Source organism: Variovorax sp. J22P240, from assembly GCF_030316855.1.
Classification (GTDB): domain Bacteria; phylum Pseudomonadota; class Gammaproteobacteria; order Burkholderiales; family Burkholderiaceae_C; genus Variovorax.
Window position 1 is genome coordinate 483438 of sequence record NZ_JASZYR010000001.1, and the last position, 15624, is coordinate 499061.

The window sequence follows — 15624 nt, forward strand, 5'->3', positions numbered from 1 at the left end:
GCCGTGCCATTGTTGCGGCGTCGTCCTACCGAGCTTGCTGACGCCCGTGTCGCGCCAGAAGGATGGCCGAGGTGCACACTCCAGCGGCCTTGCATTTCTTCCGCCATCGACCCGAGACCTGTGCAGCCACCCTTATGAAGCCACTGCGGAGCCGTACGAAAGCCATTGTCTGGACGCTCGTCCTGTCGGTTGCCGCGACGGTTCTGGTGCTCGCATTCACCGGTGGCGAAAAAAAGCTCGACGAGCAGGTGACCCGTGAATACGCGCTGCACGACGCGCAGTACCAGCGTGCACTGGGCGTCATGCTGGGGCCGCCCATCACGGAAGGCAATCGCTTCGAGGCGCTTCACAACGGCGACCGGATCTTCCCGCCCATGCTGGCCGCGATTCGAAGCGCACGGCAGAGCATCACCTTCGAAACCTACATCTACTGGTCGGGCGACATCGGGCGCGCGTTTGCCGATGCGTTGGCCGAGCGGTCGCGAGCCGGCGTCAAGGTGCACGTGCTCCTGGATTGGGTGGGCAGCGCGAAGGTGGACGAGGATTTCGTGAAGGAGATGGAAGACGCGGGCGTGCAGATCCGCAAGTTCCACAAGCCGAACTGGTACGACATCACTCGAATGAACAACCGCACCCACCGCAAGCTCCTGGTGGTCGATGGGCGTATCGGCTTCACCGGCGGCGTCGGCATCGCCCCCACCTGGACAGGCAATGCCCAGGACGCGGATCACTGGCGCGATTCCCACTTCAAGGTCGAAGGACCGGTGGTCGCCCAGATGCAGGCCGTCTTCATGGACAACTGGATCAAGGTGTCGGGCGACGTGCTGCACGGCGAGCGCTACTTTCCGGCGATCGACAGGATGGGCAACGGCCGGGCCCAGATGTTCAGCAGTTCTCCCTCTGGGGGGAGCGAGAGCATGCACCTGATGTACCTGCTGTCCATCGCCGCGGCGACCAAGACCATCGATCTCGCCAGCGCCTACTTCGTTCCGGACGACTTGACCGTTGGCGCATTGGTCGCTGCGATGCAACGCGGCGTGCGGGTACGCATCATCACGCCGGGGCCGATCATGGATTCCCAGACCGTGCGCGGGGCGTCACGGGCCGCCTGGGGTCCGCTGCTCGAAGCTGGCGCGGAGATCAGCGAATACCAGCCGACCATGTTCCATTGCAAGGTCTTCACTGTCGATGGGCTCCTGGTCTCGGTCGGGTCGACGAACTTCGACAACCGATCGTTCCGTCTCAACGACGAGGCGAACCTCAACATCTACGACGAAGCATTCGCCGCGATGCAAGCGGTTCAGTTCGAGGCAGACCTGAAGCTTTCGAAGCGCATCACGCTCGAAGCGTGGCGCGAGCGGCCGTTGTCGGAGAAGGCGTTGGAGCACCTCGCCTCGTTGCTCTCTGCGCAACTCTGAGGGGGTGCGGCCTCTGCAACCTAGTCGACGGGCTGAGCGGGGATCGACGGCAGGAAGGGCGGAAGCACCAGGGCCGCGCTTTGCAGAAGGGCGTACTCGCCATCCGGCAGCGAATGGCTTTGCACGTCGAAATGACACAGCGTTCCGATGAGCTCGCCCGTCGCGCCGACGAGCGGCACGCCGTGATAGCTGACCATCACGCCCTGGTACGGATGTCCGTCCAGTCGCGAGTCGGCGCCGGAATCGTCCGTGAGAAAGGCGCCGTCGCGAAGGACGAACTGGCAGAAGCTCGTCTCGAAAGGAACGATCGCCAGGAACTCCGGCCGCAGTTCGCCTTGCTTGTCGTGCAGATAGACGTTCTGCAAGGTGCTCCCATGCAGGCGATAAACCGCCGAGTACCTGTGCGGAACGGCGGCGTTCAAGAAGGCGAGGGCGGCTTCGGGTCCTGCTGTTCGCAAGGTTGCCGTGAAGACCGAGATGTCGCGGACAGGGGACATGGTGGCGATTCAGGAGGTCCGCTCGCGCGCGTCGTTCTTCAGATCGCGGATGGGATCGTGGTCTGGCTGTTCCTGCGTCGCATAGTAGGTCTCGTCCGCACGATTCCACGCCGCTTCCGCAGCCGGGCGGGCTTCGGCCCAATCGAGCCTGGAAGCGCCGCGGCGGCTTTCCCATTCGGATGCCAACTCGGGCTCTGCGGCGCTGAAGTCGGCGTCCCGAAGGCTACGCCCGGTCCAGCCCGCTTCATAGGCCGGACCGTAGTCCTCCCACGGCCGGCTTGGGTCGTGGTACAGCTCCTTGGTGTAGTTCTCGCGCCAATACGTTTCCTCGGCGGTCGGGTTCACGCCTTCGGCTACGGCCTTGCCGCCCAGGCCACCCGCGACCGCGCCGGCCACGAGGCCGACCACCGTCCCTACGGGGCCGGCGAGCGAGCCCGCGGCAGCCCCGGCGATCGCACCGCCTGTCGCGCCCAAGCCAGTGCCTATTGGATGGGCGCCAGGTGCGCCGGTGATCGGATCGCGGTTGGGTGAGCCGTTGCCGAGTTGGCCGTCATCTGTTGCCATGCTGTCTCCTTGATAGCCCAAAGGGGCGAAAAGAAAAGAGAAAACTCTTCGACGAAGAGAACACGGGTCACGGTAGGCATGCCCTCGACCCCATGGAGTCATCGACATCGTCCAGCGCGTGTAGGGCAAAACCGCTGGTCGCCATGGCTAGCGTCGACGAGCGATCTTTCGCTGATGCCTGGTCCAGCGCGCAACCAGCGCATTGCCGATCGTGACGGCCGCGAGCAACACCAACTGCCGGCTGAGGAGCCGGGTGGCCTGCGCCACGCGCCGATCGACCTCTCGCTGCGCGGCCGCGGTCCGGGCAATGCCTGCGTAGTCCGGTAGCGGCTCCCTGATCGCCCGAGCCGGCGTCGCCACGACGGGACCTGCACCCGCATCGGCTTTCGCGTCCGCCGCGCTTCCATCCATCGCCCTGGCCCCTGCCAGCGAGCCATGCGAATCCGCGTAGGCCTTGGTGAATTCCGCGCCGAGCAGAAAGATCTGCGCAGCGTAGTAGACCCACGCCACGAGCACCACCAACGAGCCCGCGGCGGCGAAGGATTCGCTGACCCCGCTCTTGCCCAGGTAGAGGCCGATCAGCAGCTTGCCGAGCTCGAACAACAGTGCGGTGACGAACGCCCCGATCCACACATCGCGCCAGCCGATGGCAGCGGTCGGCATCAACTTGAAGATCATGGCGAAGAGCAGCGTGAAGATGCCGATCGAAATCAACTCATTGCTGCCCTGCAGAAGGATCTCCCAGCCCGGAAGCAATCCGCCAAACCAGGTGTCGAACGCTGCAAGGCCCGCGCTGACCGTCAGCGAAACGATCAGCAGAAAAGCCAGGCCGAGGATGAGCCCGAACGACAGAAGGCGCGCCCGCAGCACGGCCCACACGCCGGACGGCTTCTCCCGCTCCGGTACATGCCATATGCGATCCAACGCACTCTGCAATTCGGCGAACACCGTCGTGGCGCCGACCAGGAGCACGGCGACACTGATGGCACCAGCGACGAGGCCCCTCTCCGGCTCGCTCGCACTACGCAGCAATGCTTCGACCGCCGTGGCGCCGTCCTGACCCACCAGTCCCCCAATCTGCGCGACGATCTCTCCCTGCGCGGCATCGCGGCCGAATACCGCGCCCGCAATGGCGATGACGATGACCAGTAGCGGCGCCATGGAGAAGATCGTGTAGTAAGAGATCGCGGCGCCCATGCTCGGAGCGAAGTCATCGATCCAAGCCATCGCCGCCTTCCGGCAAAGACCGAGAAATTCCTTCGGCTTCATGCTGGGCCCCTCAATGTTGAGCGCTCCCTGGTACGACGACGACGCCACTGCTCCCAAGCTATGGATGCGGTCGTGGCAAAGCCGGAGCCTACGGTTTGCCTCCGATACCGGCGGTCAGTGTTCACGGACGAACGCTGTCAGGAACTCTCTTCAGTCTCTGTTTCTTATGTCGTGAGACATTGACAATCGACTTGGGCCGATCTATCGATGCATTGCCTGGCCCCCCATCGGCCCTTGTGGTTTAATCGCATGATTACATTTGGTTTGTTGACAATAGAGTCGCGACCACAGCAACTGGGCATTCCTAATGACGACAAAGACCATGGCTGCCTCAGAGACGCAGCCCGCACGCGCCAAGCAGCCGCTCCGGCAATTGATGACGCTTCCGGAGCAGATCGCCGAACGCATCTTCACTGCCATCGCCGACGGCGAGTACGAGCCGGGCGAGCGCATTCGCGAAGAGGCTCTCGCCGAACAGTTCGAGGTCAGCCGCGGCCCGGTGCGTGAGGCGTTGCGCATCCTGGAGAAGGACTCGGTCGTTCGCATCCTGCCCAACCGGGGCGCGCACGTCACGCAACTGTCGACCAAGGAGGTCGCCGACATCTTCGAGATCCGCCGCAAGCTGTCGGCCGCGATGGTCGCCAGGCTGTCCGTCGAGGAAGCGGCGCGTGTCGCGGCGATCATCGATGCGGACGTCCGCGCACTCGACGCGCTGGCGCAGACCGATGGTGGGGGCGCCGAATACTTCCAGACATCGTTCCGGCTCAGCCGCGTCTTGCGCGAGTCTTGTTCCAACGAGCGTCTCGCCGAGATCCTCGCTTCGCTGTCGCGCCAGACATTGCGCTATACCCAACTCGGCCTGGCCACGCCGGCACGGCGCAAGGAATCGGCCCGCAACTGGAAGGCCATGCAGAAGGCCTTGAAGGCGGGCAACGTGGATGTGGCCGCTGATGCCGTCGAGAAGCTGATCGAGGATTCGAAGCGCGAGGCGATGAAGCAACTCGAAGTGCGGCAGGGCGTCGCAAGCAGCGACTCGTAAAGCCGCCGCAGCCAGAATCCAGGAACCCCGCGGAACCGGCTTCGCCGGTCCGCTGGGGTTGCCCCCGGAAGGGGGTGCCCGAGCCACACGAAGTGGGCGAGGCTGGGGGCGATCAAATGCCCAGGATCATGACCATATAGGCGGACATCACCAAGCCACCTGCCTGGAGGAGGCAGTTGTGGGCATTCGGCACCTGGCGCTCGCCGCAATCGCCGCGCAACTGGCGCACCGACTCGATCATCAGCGGCATGCCGAACATGCCGCCATGGTTGAAGGACAGGCCGCCGCCGGAGGTGTTCATCGGGAATGCGCCGCCCGGGGCGATGCGTCCACCTTGCACGAAGGCGCCGCTCTCGCCGCGCTCGCAGAAACCCAGGGCTTCGAGTCCGACCAGCACGTTGATGGTGAAAGCGTCGTAGATCTGCACGAGGTCGATGTCGGAATGGCTGACTTCGGCGCGCGCCATGGCCAGGCGGCCCATCTCGGCGAGCACGCCGTTGTCGATCCAGTCGTCCGTGCCGAAAGGCGTGGCGTGCTGGATGTACCGCTCGGCAAAGCCCTGCACCAGAACCGGCTTGCGGGGCAACTCCTTTGCGCGATCGGCCCGCACGAGCACGATCGCACCGGCGCTGTCCGTCACTTGGCAGATGTCGAACTTGCGCAGCGGGTCCGCGATCATCGGAGCTGCCAGATAGTCCTCCATCGACAGCGGCGAGCGCGCAATGGCGTTCGGATGGAGCTGCGCCCAGCGCCGAGCCGCCAACGCCACTTCGCCCAGGTCCTCGGCGCGCGTGCCGTAGCGGTGCATGTGCAGGCGAGCCTGCATCGCATAGAAGCCGATCGGGCTCAGCATGCCGTAGGGCTGAATGAACTGCCCAGGCGGCATGCGCGCATCCTGCGCATGGCCTCCGCGGGAGCGGCTGCGGTCCAGCCGCTGAGTACTGCCGTAGGTGATCAGTGCGGCGTTGCACAGCCCGGCCTCCATCGCCGCCATCGCGTGGGCGACGTGAGTCAGGTTCGACTGGCCGCCGACGACGGTGCTGTCGACGTAGCTCGGCTTCAGGCCCATGTACTCCGTCACGAGCAGGCCGGCCGCACGGTCATCCCAGTGGGCGAACACGCCGTCGATGTCGGTGGGCTTCAGTCCCGCGTCCAGGATCGCCTGCCGCGCTGCCTCGCATTGCAGCGACAGCGCAGTGTCTCCAGGCTGGGCCTTGCCCATGCCGGCTTCGCCGACGCCGGCAATGGCGTAGCGGCCACTCAGAGCTTTGGGGTCCATGTCTGTCCTTAGACCCGTGCCGATTCGGCGGCGAGTTGGGCTCGAACGTCCTTTTTCAACACTTTCCCGACCGGGCTGCGGGGCAGGGTGGGCCAGAACACCACCTGCTTGGGCGTCTTCAGGCTGCCGAAGCGCTTCTTGCACATCTCGACGATCTCGTCGGCCGTTGCGCTGGTGCCCTGCTTGAGTTCGATCACCGCGGTCAGGCGTTCGCCCCAGTCGGCATCGGGCACGCCGACCACGACGCAGTCCTGCACGGAGGCGTGGCCCCAGATCACCTGCTCGATCTCGCTCGGATAGATGTTGAAGCCGCCGGAGATGACCATGTCCTTCTTGCGGTCCACCACATACAGGAAGCCGTTCTCGTCGAACACGCCGATGTCGCCCGTGTGGTGCCAGCCGAAGGCGCGCGCCTCGGCCGTCGCCTCCGGGTTGTTGTAGTAACCGGGCGAGACCAGATCGCCGCGCGCGACGATCTCGCCGCGTTCGCCGGTCGGCACGATGTTGCCCTCGTCGTCCATCAGCGCCACCTCGCAGGCGCCGGAAGGGCGGCCGGCGGAGGCGAGGTGCTTGTCGAGTTCGGGGTCGTTGTGCACGAAATGGTCCTTGCGCGACAGGCACGTGATGACGCCGGGCACCTCCGACTGGCCGTAGCTCTGCATGAACACCTGGCCCCATCGGGCGAGGCCTTCGCGCAGCTTGTCGACCGACATCGGTGCGGCGCCGTACAGAACGTACTCCAGCGAGGAACAGTCGCGCGTGGCTACGTCGGCGTGGGCGAGCAGGCGATAGATCATGGTGGGCGGCAGGAAGATGTGCGTCACCCGCTCGCGCTCGATCGCTTCCAGGATCACGCCCGGGTCGGCCGACGGGGCGATCACGTTGCGCGCGCCGAAACGTGCCAGCGCGACCATCGTCGCACCGGCCGCATGCGTGAGCGGCGCGACGACCAGATGCACCGGATCCTTGCGAGGCGGCGTGAACTGGTTGGTGATCCGGTAGGCGGTCTCGAGCGACCGGTGGCTCTGCATGATCGCCTTCGGCCGGCCCGTCGTGCCCCCGGAGGACTTGATGAGCGCGATGTCATCGGGTTCGCGTCGCACCGTCACGCGCCGGCCGGCGAAGTTCTTCACCCACTGCGCAATGTCATCGCCGTCTTGCTCCAGCGGTTCCGTCAGGCCGATGACGCGCTTGAGCGTCGGGATCTCGTTCTTCATGCGTTCGAGGTGCGGCGCGTACTGCGGGTGGCAGATCAGCACCGCGATCTCGCAGAAGCTGGCGAACCAGATGATGTCCTCGATCGGATCGCGTGCGTTGAGCGGCACGAACACCGCGCCGCTGCGCATCACGCCCAGCATTGCCGGCAGCACCATCGGGTGGTTGGGCGACAGCACGCCGACATGGGTGCCCGGCTGCACGTCGCGCACCAATGCGGTGGCGACGGCGTGCGATGCGCCTTCAGCCTCGCTGTAGCTCATCTTCACGTCGCCGCCTTGCACGAAGACGCGGTCCGGAAATGCCGTTGCGCCGGCGTCGAAGGAATCAATGATCATGTTGTCTCCAGTATTCAGAAATGGTCGGGGCGGCCGGTGCCTTCGGCGGCGGCCAGGTCGCCGGCGGTGAGCCGGAACATCGGCAGGGCGATCTCGCTGCTGATGCGCTCGAAGCACACCTGCACCGGGGCGCCGACGGCTAGGTGGTCCAGGTCCGAAGCGACGATGCCGGCCAGCATGCGTACACCCTCGTCGAGTTCGATCATCCCGATCGCATAGGGCGTACGCGTTTCGAACGCGGGGTGCCCGGCGACGTGGCACACGGTGTAGGTGTAGACGTGGCCGGAGCCGCTGGCCGGCACCCATTCAATCTTCTCCGACAGGCATTCCGTGCAGAAGCGACGTGGATAGAACTGGTGGCGCGCGCAGGTCGGGCAGTACTGGATCTTGAGCGTGCCTTCAAGCGCCGCGTCCCAGTACTGCGCGGTCTCGGCGGTGGGGATCGGCACGGGGCGCGCCGGGGTCGGGTTCATCGGCTTTTCCTCTGTTTCGCCTGCGGTCAGGGCCATGGGGTTTGTCTCCGTTCGGACGGGTGTGCCGCCTCGTTGGCGCAGCACTTTGCTGCAATGCTCGATTAAAGCATGGGCACATTCAGCTTGTCAACAATCTGAATGTCGAGTAAAGTTCGTTCATCGGCGCTCCGCCGCCACAACACGAGGCACCCGCACATGACCACGCAGACAAAGATTCGCTCCGAGATCACCGGCACCGTATGGAAGATCCTGGTGCAGCCAGGCGACGTCCTCCTGGCGGACGACACCCTGATGGTTCTCGAGTCCATGAAGATGGAAATCCCCGTGGTGGCCCCCGAGGCTGGCCGCGTGGTCGAGATCCTCATCGCCGAGGGCGCCCCTGTGCGCGAAGGCCAGGAAATCGCAGTCTTCGAAGAGGAATGAGCGCCATGAGGAACCAAAGCGCTGACAAGGGGGTATCCGCATGAGCCTCACATTCGCACCGGCCGACGCGGCCGTCAATGCCGCCGCTCCCGGCGCTTCCAGCCACGGAGAACAGCGGGCTGAACTGGACGGCCGGATCCGCACCGCGCTCGCCATGGGAGGCGCGGACAAGCTTGCGCAGCGGCGCGCCAGCGGTCACCTCAACGCACGCGAGCGCATCGATCAACTGCTGGACGCCGGGTCTTTCAGCGAAACCGGCATGCTGGCTGTCTCAGTGTTGCCTGCCGACCGCGAAAGCTCGCCCGCCGACGCCAAGATCACCGGCACCGGCCGTATCGAAGGGCGACGCGTGGCCGTCGTGTCGAACGACATGACCGTCAAGGGCGCGTCGTCGTCGGCCGTGAACATGCGCAAGATCGCACGCCTCAAGGACACGGCCAATCGCAGCGGCATGCCGTTGATCTTCCTCGGCGAATCCAGCGGTTCCCGGGTGCCCGACAGCCTGGGCGCCGAGGCGATGGCTGCGGCCGGCCAGGACCCACAGCAGTACTGCCGCCGCCGAGAGACACCATGGGTCAGCGCCGTGCTCGGCCCCTGCCTCGGCTCATCGACCTGGTACACCTGCCTGTCCGATTTCGTGGTGATGCGCAAGGGGGCGTTCCTCGCGGTGTCGAGCGCGAGAGTCACCTCGCTCGCGATCGGCGAAACCGTGGATCCCGAAGAGCTGGGTGGATGGAGGCTGCACGCCGAGCAGACCGGCCTGGTGGACAGGGTCGTCAGCAGCGACGCGGAAGCATTGGCGGAAATCCGCCGCTTCCTCAGCTACCTGCCGTCGCACGCGGGTGCCCGTCCACCCCGCCTTTCGGCGGCCGAGGCGATCGCGCCCGATGCCGACAAGCTCGTCGAGCTCGTGCCCTCCGCGCGCAGCAAGACCTACGACATGCGCAAGGTGATTGCCGGCATCGTCGACGAAGGCAGCTTCTTCAACCTGAAGGACCGTTTCGGCCGCGCCGCCGTCACCGGCCTGGCACGGCTCGATGGCGAGAGCGTGGGCATCGTCGCCTCGAACCCGATGTTCAAGGGCGGCGCGATGGACCCGGAAGCCTGCCGCAAGGTCACGGCATTCCTGGTGATGTGCGATTCCTTCAACATCCCGGTCCTCTTCCTGGTCGATACGCCGGGCTTCCTGGTCGGCATCGAGGGCGAGCGCAAGGCCGCTCCGGCGCACATCATGAACATGATCCATGCCGTGCAGCTCTGCAATGTGCCCAAGCTGTCGGTGATCTTGCGCAAGAGCTACGGCCAGGCCTACATCAACATGGGCGGCGGCCGCAACAGCGACGCGGTGGCCGCCTGGACCAGCGCCGACGCCAGCTTCATGGATCCGCAGATCGGCGTCAGCGTGCTCTACGGCATCAAGCGCGAGGACGACCCCGAGCGCTTCGACCAACTGAAGGTCGAACTGGCACGCGACACCTCGGCCTACGCGCTGGCCGGCGCCTTCGGCGTGCAGTCGGTGATCGCGCCGCAGCAGACCCGCGCCTGGCTCATCGACGGGCTGGCCACGCACCGGCGCGACCGCAACGGCGGCATCGGCGAGCACGAGATGCGCTCGTGGCCGACCTATCTCTGAGCAAGAACCTACATAACCAAGAGACAAGCCCAAATGAATCCCGCACTGTCGGCCGCCGACACCCGCATCGCCCCCAACGAACCCCGGCGCCTGTCGCGCGTCTACGTGTGGGCCGTCTTCGCGCTCACCTTCGGACTGATGCTGTCCGACTACCTGTCGCGCCAGGTCATCGGCGCCGTCATGCCGGCCCTCAAGGCGGAGTGGGGCCTGTCGGACTCGCAACTCGGCATGCTCGTGAGCGTGGTTTCGCTCACCGTCGGTGTGCTGACCGTGCCGATCTCGCTGATTGCGGATCGCTGGGGGCGAGTCAGGAGCATCACCCTCATGGCCGTCGTGTGGTGCCTGGCGACCATCGTCTGCGGTCTCGCTCAGAGCCACGCACAACTGCTGACGGCCCGCGCCTTCGTAGGGCTCGGTGAGGCGGCCTACGGCGCCGCGGGGGCCGCGTTGCTCGCGCATGTGTTTCCCGCAAAGCAGCGTGCGGCGGTGCTGGGTGCATTCCTGTCGGCGAGCCTGTTCGGCTCAGTGCTCGGTGTCGTCCTCGGCGGAGCCATAGCCGCCGAGTCCGGCTGGCGCATGGCCTTCTTCGCCGTTGGCGCGCCGGGCTTGGTGCTGGCGCTGATCTATCCCTTCGTCGTGCGCGACTACAAGACCGCCCCCTTGCCCAAGGACGCCAGCGCCACGTCGAAGGGAATGGGCCTTGGCCGGATCGCGCGCGAAGTGTTCGCATCGCGCTCGGGAAATTTCGCCTACCTCGCGAGCGGACTGCAGATGGCGATGCCCGGGATGCTTATTGCATGGCTCCCGACCTACTTCGTCCGCTTCTACGGCATGGACGTGAAGAAGGCCGCGCTGATGGCGGGCGTCGCAGTCCTCGCGTCGGGCGTCGGGATGATCTTCGGCGGCGGTCTGGCCGACCGGCTGAGCGCCAGCCATCCCCGGCGCCGTGCGCTGGTGCCTGCCGGCTATTCGGCGCTGACGGCGCTGATTCTGATCGTCGCCTTCTCGCTGCCGCCAGGCCCGCTGGGGCTGGGCCTGATCTTCCTCGGCGCCTTGTTCGCCGCGGCGCAGGGCGGCTGTTCCGCGGCCATTGCCTGCGATGTCACCCACCCCGGCGTGCGCGCGACGGTCGCCGCCACGATGACGCTGACCAACAATCTGATCGGCCTGGCGCCCGGGCCGCTGATCGTCGGCGTGCTGTCGGACGTGCTGGGCCTCCAACGCGCGCTGACGCTGGCACCGTTGCTGGCGCTCGCGGCTGCAGTCTTCTTTGTCCTCGTCTCTCGCAGCTACGAGTCTGACGTGGCACGCCAGCGCGCCAGGGCGGCGCGGGAAGCGGCTTGAGCGCCGATTCACGACCTTTGGCCGACATTCCCGCCGCCATTCCAACCGCGAGTTCCACCCCATGAACCTTTCCCTCACGCTCACCGGCTGGCGACAGCCCGCACGCACCAACTTCCACGGCGTCCTCATGTCGGTGGTGGTGGCCGTCGCGGCGATCTCGCTGGCCGAGCACTACCACGTATCCGCCATGCTCTTTGCCTTGTTGCTCGGCATGGCGCTGAACTTCCTCTCGATCGAAGGCCGGTGCGTTCCGGGCATCCGGTTTTCCGCGAGCACGCTGCTGCGCATCGGCGTCGCACTGCTGGGCGTGCGCATCACGCTGGCGCAGATCTCGGCGCTGGGTGCCATGCCGATCGCCATGGTCGTGCTGTCGGTAGCGCTGACCATCGGCTTCGGCATCGTGCTGGCGAAGATGCTCGGCTACCGCAACCGCTTCGGCGTGCTGACGGGCGGGGCCGTGGGCATCTGCGGAGCCTCGGCAGCAATGGCGATTGCCGCCGTGATGCCGGCGCAGGCCGATGACAACGTGAAGGAGCGCGCCACCATCTTCACGGTCATCGGCGTCAGCACGCTCTCGACCGCCGCCATGGTGCTCTACCCGATGCTGGTCACCGCGCTCGGCTTCGGCGGGCAGCATGCCGGCGTCTTCCTGGGCGGCACGATCCACGACGTGGCGCAGGTGGTCGGCGCGGGCTACGGCATGTCGAAGGAAACCGGCGACGTCGCGACCATCGTCAAGCTGCTGAGGGTCGCGATGTTGCTGCCCGTGATCCTGGTCATCACGCTGTCCTACCGCAAGGCCCATGTCGCCGGCCCGTCGGGCGGGCCGAAGCCGCCGTTGCTGCCGTGGTTCGTGGTGGCTTTCGCGCTGCTCGTTGCCGTCAACAGCGCCGGGCTCATTCCTGCCGCACTGCAGCAAGCGCTGCAGATGCTCTCCACCTGGCTGCTGGTCATCTCGATGGCCGCGATCGGCATGAAGTCGCACCTGAGGGATTTCGCCACCGTGGGCCTGAAGCCGATCGTGCTGATGGTGAGCGAGACGGTGTTCCTCGCGGTCCTCGTGATCGCATTCATCTTCTTCACACGTTGAGGCCCCAAGTGCAAGATTTCGTCAAACTGGAAAGGCAGACAGAGCCCATGACCACCGCCCGTGAAGCACTGCAGCGCCTTCGCGAAGGCAACGAGCGTTTTGCCTCCGAGGTTCACACCGGCGAGCGCTTCCTGCACCGCATGCGGCGCGCCAAGACCAACTTCGAGCAGAGACCCTTCGCGATCATCCTCGGGTGTTCGGATTCGCGCGTGCCCGTCGAGATCGTGTTCGACCAGGATCTCGGCGACCTGTTCGTCATCCGCGTCGCCGGCAACATCGCCGCACCTTCGCAACTGGGCAGCATCGAGTTCGCCGCGGCGGAATTCGGAACGCCCCTGGTCGTGGTGATGGGGCACTCGCACTGCGGCGCCATCCTCGGGACGCTGGAGCAGTTGCGCCGGCCGACCGAGGCCCGCTCGCCGCACTTGCGATTCATTGCCGATCGAATCCGGCCCGCGGTGGCCGACCTGCTGGCGCCGGAACTGGGCTACGACCGGGAGACGCTGATCCGGAAAAGCGTTCAGGCGAACGTTCGCCAGTCGGTCGAGCAATTGCGCCACGGTTCGAAGATTCTCGAGCGGCTGATCGAGAAAGGCCAGTTGCACGTCGTCGGCGCCGAGTACTCGCTGGAGACCGGCCGGGTCGAGTTCTTCGACGCGCTGCCCGATCCCGGATCGGTTCCCCAACATTCCCCCAACGATTGAATTCCAACAGGAGACACACATGACTTCCATTCTTCACCGCCGCCGCCTTGGCGCCACCCTGGCCGCCGCGCTTGCGTTGCTGGCCGCCCCTTCGGCTTTTCCGCAAGCCCCTTCCGACAAGGCGGTGCGCATCATCGTGGCCGGGCCGCCCGGCGGCTCGTTGGAGGTCGTCTCGCGCCTCCTGGCCGAAGGCTTGCAGAAGGAGATGGGCAAGCCGGTCATCGTCGAGACCAAACCCGGCGGCGGCGGGGCGGTGGCAGTGAACGACCTGATCCAGTCGCCGCACGACGGCAACACGATGCTCGTTTCGCTCGACGCGATAGTCAGCGAGATTCCCCACATCGTGAAGCTGCGCTTCGACATGGCCAAGGAGGTCAAGCCGTTGGCCGAATTGGCGCGCGGCGGGCTCGTGTTGGTGGGCAATCCGTCCGTCCCGGCGAAGAATCTCGCCGAACTCATTGCCTACGTGAAGGCCAACCCGGGTAAGGTGAGTTACGCGTCCTATAGTGCCGGCACTGTCTCGCATGTAATGGGACTGCAGCTCAACAAGGCAGCCGGGATCGACATGTCGCACGTCGGCTACAAGGGCTCGCCCCCGGCACTGGTCGACGTGGTGGGCGGGCACGTGCCGCTGATGTTCGCCGGGATCCCGAACGCGATTCCGCTGATCAAGGGCAACAAGATCGTTCCCTACGCCGTGAGCCTGCCTCAGCGTTCGCCGAACCTGCCCAACGTGCCGACATTCACCGAGCTCGGCTATCCGCAACTCGAGGCTCTCGCCTGGGTGGGCCTGTTCGTCACGCCGGACGTTCCGGCCGCGGCGCAGGCCGGGCTGCGCGACGCGGCGCTGAAGGTGATGGCGCAACCCGCGACGCGCGAACGCCTGAGGGAGTTCGGCCTCGACGCGGGCCAGCCGCGGACTCCGGATGAGCTGACGAAGTCGCTGCGCTCGGACTACGAGCGCATCGGCGCCATGCTGAAGTCGATCGATTTCAAGCCTGAGTAAATCATGGACACGGTGCGCCGCAAGGCGTTGAAATTCGCCATCGCGGCCATCGGCGCCGCGATGGCCGCTCCGGGCTTCGCACAGCCTGCGGGCCCGATTCGCCTGGCGCTCATCGAGAGCATGAGCGGCCCCTTCGCCAACACCGGCGAGGCGGTGTTCCGCAATCTGCTGTGGGCGGTGGAGCGCGTCAATGCGCGCGGTGGGGTCAAGCTGCCGGGCGGCGCTCGCTTTCTGCAGCTGGACCGCTACGACAGCAAGGGGCAGAACGAGGAAGCGCTGTCCGCCTTGCGCGCGGCGATGGACGACGGCGCGCGCATCGTGCTGCAGGGCAACTCGTCGGCCACGGCGGCCGCGCTGATCGATGCGATCGAGAAGAACAACGAGCGCGATCCGGCCCGGCGGGTGCTCTTCCTCAACTACTCGGCGGTCGATCCGGCGCTCACCAACGAGCGCTGCAGCTTCTGGCACTTCCGCTTCGATGCGCACGCCGACATGCGCGTCACCGCGCTGATGGATGTCCTGAAGGACGACAAGGCGCTCCAACGCGTCTACCTGTTCGGCCAGGACTACAGCTTCGGACAGGCGGTGTTGCGTGAGTCCAGACGGCAGCTCGGCGTGCTGCGCCCGGACGTGAAGATCGTGGGCGACGAGTTGCACCCGATGGGGCGGGTCAAGGATTTCGCGCCCTATGCGAGCAAGATCCTTGCGAGTGGCGCGCAGGCGGTCATCACCGGCAACTGGGGCAACGATCTCACCTTGCTCGTGAAGGCGGCGCGAGAAGCCGGTTTCAACGGCACCTTCTACACCTTCTACGGCAACGCCCTCGGTGCGCCGGCGGCCATCGGCGACGCCGGCATCGGGCGCGTGATCGCGGTGGCCGACTGGCTGCCGAACGTGCAGACGCCGCAGTCCGAGGCCTTCTACCGGTCTTTCCGCGAGCGCTTTCCGAAAGCCGCCGACGACTACGTCCACATGCGCATGCAACTGATGATCGAGGCGCTGGCGCAGGCGATCGAGCGCGCGGGGAGCGTTGATACCGTGGCCGTGGCGCGCGCGCTCGAGAAGGCCAACGTCACGCTGTCGGGTCAGAGCGGCCACATGCGCGCTGCTGACCATCAGTTCCAGCAGAGCCTCGTCGTCGGCGTCATGGACAAGCAGGGCACGCCCGGCGTGAAGTTCGACGTCGAAGGCTCCGGCTACGGCTTCCGCGTCGTGAAGACGATCCCGGCCAGCCGCGCAGAAATGCCCACCAGCTGCAGGATGAGCCGTCCGGACTGACGCCGCGAAAAGAGCAACCGGCTCCCTTGCGGAGCCTGGATCAAGTGACGAAGA

General features: G+C 65.9%; 15 protein-coding genes. 9 read left to right on the top strand and 6 right to left on the bottom strand.

The genetic code is table 11. The features are described from left to right. Positions 1 to 134 precede the first annotated feature (134 nt). A complete protein-coding gene (locus QTI24_RS02425) occupies positions 135 to 1418 on the top strand; it encodes a phospholipase D-like domain-containing protein (protein WP_286598084.1) in 1284 nt (427 codons plus the stop codon). A 20-nt stretch (positions 1419 to 1438) separates the two neighbouring features. On the opposite strand, the gene QTI24_RS02430 is transcribed toward QTI24_RS02425, so the two are convergent. The 3 genes from QTI24_RS02430 to QTI24_RS02440 all read right to left on the bottom strand — a co-directional run bounded on the left by QTI24_RS02430 (position 1439) and on the right by QTI24_RS02440 (position 3706). After that, on the bottom strand, positions 1439 to 1915 hold the full coding sequence (locus tag QTI24_RS02430; protein WP_286598086.1) for a GAF domain-containing protein: 477 nt from the start codon (positions 1913 to 1915) through the stop codon (positions 1439 to 1441). Positions 1916 to 1924: 9 nt separating this feature from the next. Next, a complete protein-coding gene (locus QTI24_RS02435; protein WP_286598088.1) occupies positions 1925 to 2479 on the bottom strand; it encodes a hypothetical protein in 555 nt (184 codons plus the stop codon). 147 nt (positions 2480 to 2626) lie between these two features. Next, positions 2627 to 3706 carry a YihY/virulence factor BrkB family protein gene (locus QTI24_RS02440; RefSeq protein ID WP_286598089.1) on the bottom strand — a complete coding sequence of 360 codons (1080 nt, stop codon included), beginning with the start codon at positions 3704 to 3706 and terminating at the stop codon, positions 2627 to 2629. 364 nt (positions 3707 to 4070) lie between these two features. Between QTI24_RS02440 and QTI24_RS02445 the strand changes: the two genes are divergently transcribed. Further along, the gene (locus QTI24_RS02445; protein WP_286598090.1) at positions 4071 to 4787 is read left to right on the top strand and encodes a GntR family transcriptional regulator; all 717 of its coding nucleotides are present in this window, start codon (positions 4071 to 4073) and stop codon (positions 4785 to 4787) included. A 112-nt stretch (positions 4788 to 4899) separates the two neighbouring features. Here QTI24_RS02445 and QTI24_RS02450 read toward each other — a convergent pair whose 3' ends face one another. From QTI24_RS02450 to QTI24_RS02460, 3 genes are read right to left on the bottom strand one after another with little or no spacing between them, the layout of a single operon-like run. Continuing rightward, entirely contained in the window at positions 4900 to 6066 is a 1167-nt protein-coding gene (locus QTI24_RS02450; protein WP_286598091.1) for an acetyl-CoA acetyltransferase, read from the bottom strand. 8 nt (positions 6067 to 6074) lie between these two features. After that, on the bottom strand, positions 6075 to 7619 hold the full coding sequence (locus tag QTI24_RS02455; protein WP_286598093.1) for a class I adenylate-forming enzyme family protein: 1545 nt from the start codon (positions 7617 to 7619) through the stop codon (positions 6075 to 6077). Positions 7620 to 7633: 14 nt separating this feature from the next. Then, positions 7634 to 8128, bottom strand: a complete 495-nt coding sequence (locus QTI24_RS02460) for a Zn-ribbon domain-containing OB-fold protein (protein ID WP_286598095.1) — start codon at positions 8126 to 8128, stop codon at positions 7634 to 7636. Positions 8129 to 8287: 159 nt separating this feature from the next. Between QTI24_RS02460 and QTI24_RS02465 the strand changes: the two genes are divergently transcribed. The 7 genes from QTI24_RS02465 to QTI24_RS02495 all read left to right on the top strand — a co-directional run bounded on the left by QTI24_RS02465 (position 8288) and on the right by QTI24_RS02495 (position 15570). Beyond that, positions 8288 to 8515 (top strand): biotin/lipoyl-binding carrier protein, encoded by a 228-nt coding sequence (locus QTI24_RS02465; RefSeq protein ID WP_286598096.1) that lies wholly within the window; start codon positions 8288 to 8290, stop codon positions 8513 to 8515. Positions 8516 to 8555: 40 nt separating this feature from the next. After that, entirely contained in the window at positions 8556 to 10148 is a 1593-nt protein-coding gene (locus QTI24_RS02470) for an acyl-CoA carboxylase subunit beta (RefSeq protein WP_286598097.1), read from the top strand. Positions 10149 to 10181: 33 nt separating this feature from the next. Next, positions 10182 to 11492 carry an MFS transporter gene (locus tag QTI24_RS02475; protein ID WP_286598098.1) on the top strand — a complete coding sequence of 437 codons (1311 nt, stop codon included), beginning with the start codon at positions 10182 to 10184 and terminating at the stop codon, positions 11490 to 11492. A 61-nt stretch (positions 11493 to 11553) separates the two neighbouring features. Then, entirely contained in the window at positions 11554 to 12582 is a 1029-nt protein-coding gene (locus tag QTI24_RS02480; RefSeq protein WP_286598099.1) for a YeiH family protein, read from the top strand. Positions 12583 to 12629: 47 nt separating this feature from the next. Then, positions 12630 to 13286, top strand: a complete 657-nt coding sequence (locus QTI24_RS02485; RefSeq protein WP_286598101.1) for a carbonic anhydrase — start codon at positions 12630 to 12632, stop codon at positions 13284 to 13286. 19 nt (positions 13287 to 13305) lie between these two features. Next, complete coding sequence (locus QTI24_RS02490) at positions 13306 to 14292, top strand: Bug family tripartite tricarboxylate transporter substrate binding protein (RefSeq protein WP_286598103.1); 987 nt, start codon at positions 13306 to 13308, stop codon at positions 14290 to 14292. 3 nt (positions 14293 to 14295) lie between these two features. Beyond that, entirely contained in the window at positions 14296 to 15570 is a 1275-nt protein-coding gene (locus QTI24_RS02495) for a branched-chain amino acid ABC transporter substrate-binding protein (protein ID WP_503011187.1), read from the top strand. The last annotated feature ends 54 nt before the right edge of the window (positions 15571 to 15624 follow it).

What these genes read in the sequence shown, in the direction of transcription:
- QTI24_RS02425 (WP_286598084.1), top strand. Translation starts at nt 135, where the DNA reads ATGAAGCCACTGCGGAGCCGTACGAAAGCCATTGTCTGGACGCTCGTC.
- QTI24_RS02430 (WP_286598086.1), bottom strand. Translation starts at nt 1,915, where the DNA reads ATGTCCCCTGTCCGCGACATCTCGGTCTTCACGGCAACCTTGCGAACA.
- QTI24_RS02435 (WP_286598088.1), bottom strand. Translation starts at nt 2,479, where the DNA reads ATGGCAACAGATGACGGCCAACTCGGCAACGGCTCACCCAACCGCGAT.
- QTI24_RS02440 (WP_286598089.1), bottom strand. Translation starts at nt 3,706, where the DNA reads ATGGCTTGGATCGATGACTTCGCTCCGAGCATGGGCGCCGCGATCTCT.
- QTI24_RS02445 (WP_286598090.1), top strand. Translation starts at nt 4,071, where the DNA reads ATGGCTGCCTCAGAGACGCAGCCCGCACGCGCCAAGCAGCCGCTCCGG.
- QTI24_RS02450 (WP_286598091.1), bottom strand. Translation starts at nt 6,066, where the DNA reads ATGGACCCCAAAGCTCTGAGTGGCCGCTACGCCATTGCCGGCGTCGGC.
- QTI24_RS02455 (WP_286598093.1), bottom strand. Translation starts at nt 7,619, where the DNA reads ATGATCATTGATTCCTTCGACGCCGGCGCAACGGCATTTCCGGACCGC.
- QTI24_RS02460 (WP_286598095.1), bottom strand. Translation starts at nt 8,128, where the DNA reads ATGGCCCTGACCGCAGGCGAAACAGAGGAAAAGCCGATGAACCCGACC.
- QTI24_RS02465 (WP_286598096.1), top strand. Translation starts at nt 8,288, where the DNA reads ATGACCACGCAGACAAAGATTCGCTCCGAGATCACCGGCACCGTATGG.
- QTI24_RS02470 (WP_286598097.1), top strand. Translation starts at nt 8,556, where the DNA reads ATGAGCCTCACATTCGCACCGGCCGACGCGGCCGTCAATGCCGCCGCT.
- QTI24_RS02475 (WP_286598098.1), top strand. Translation starts at nt 10,182, where the DNA reads ATGAATCCCGCACTGTCGGCCGCCGACACCCGCATCGCCCCCAACGAA.
- QTI24_RS02480 (WP_286598099.1), top strand. Translation starts at nt 11,554, where the DNA reads ATGAACCTTTCCCTCACGCTCACCGGCTGGCGACAGCCCGCACGCACC.
- QTI24_RS02485 (WP_286598101.1), top strand. Translation starts at nt 12,630, where the DNA reads ATGACCACCGCCCGTGAAGCACTGCAGCGCCTTCGCGAAGGCAACGAG.
- QTI24_RS02490 (WP_286598103.1), top strand. Translation starts at nt 13,306, where the DNA reads ATGACTTCCATTCTTCACCGCCGCCGCCTTGGCGCCACCCTGGCCGCC.
- QTI24_RS02495 (WP_503011187.1), top strand. Translation starts at nt 14,296, where the DNA reads ATGGACACGGTGCGCCGCAAGGCGTTGAAATTCGCCATCGCGGCCATC.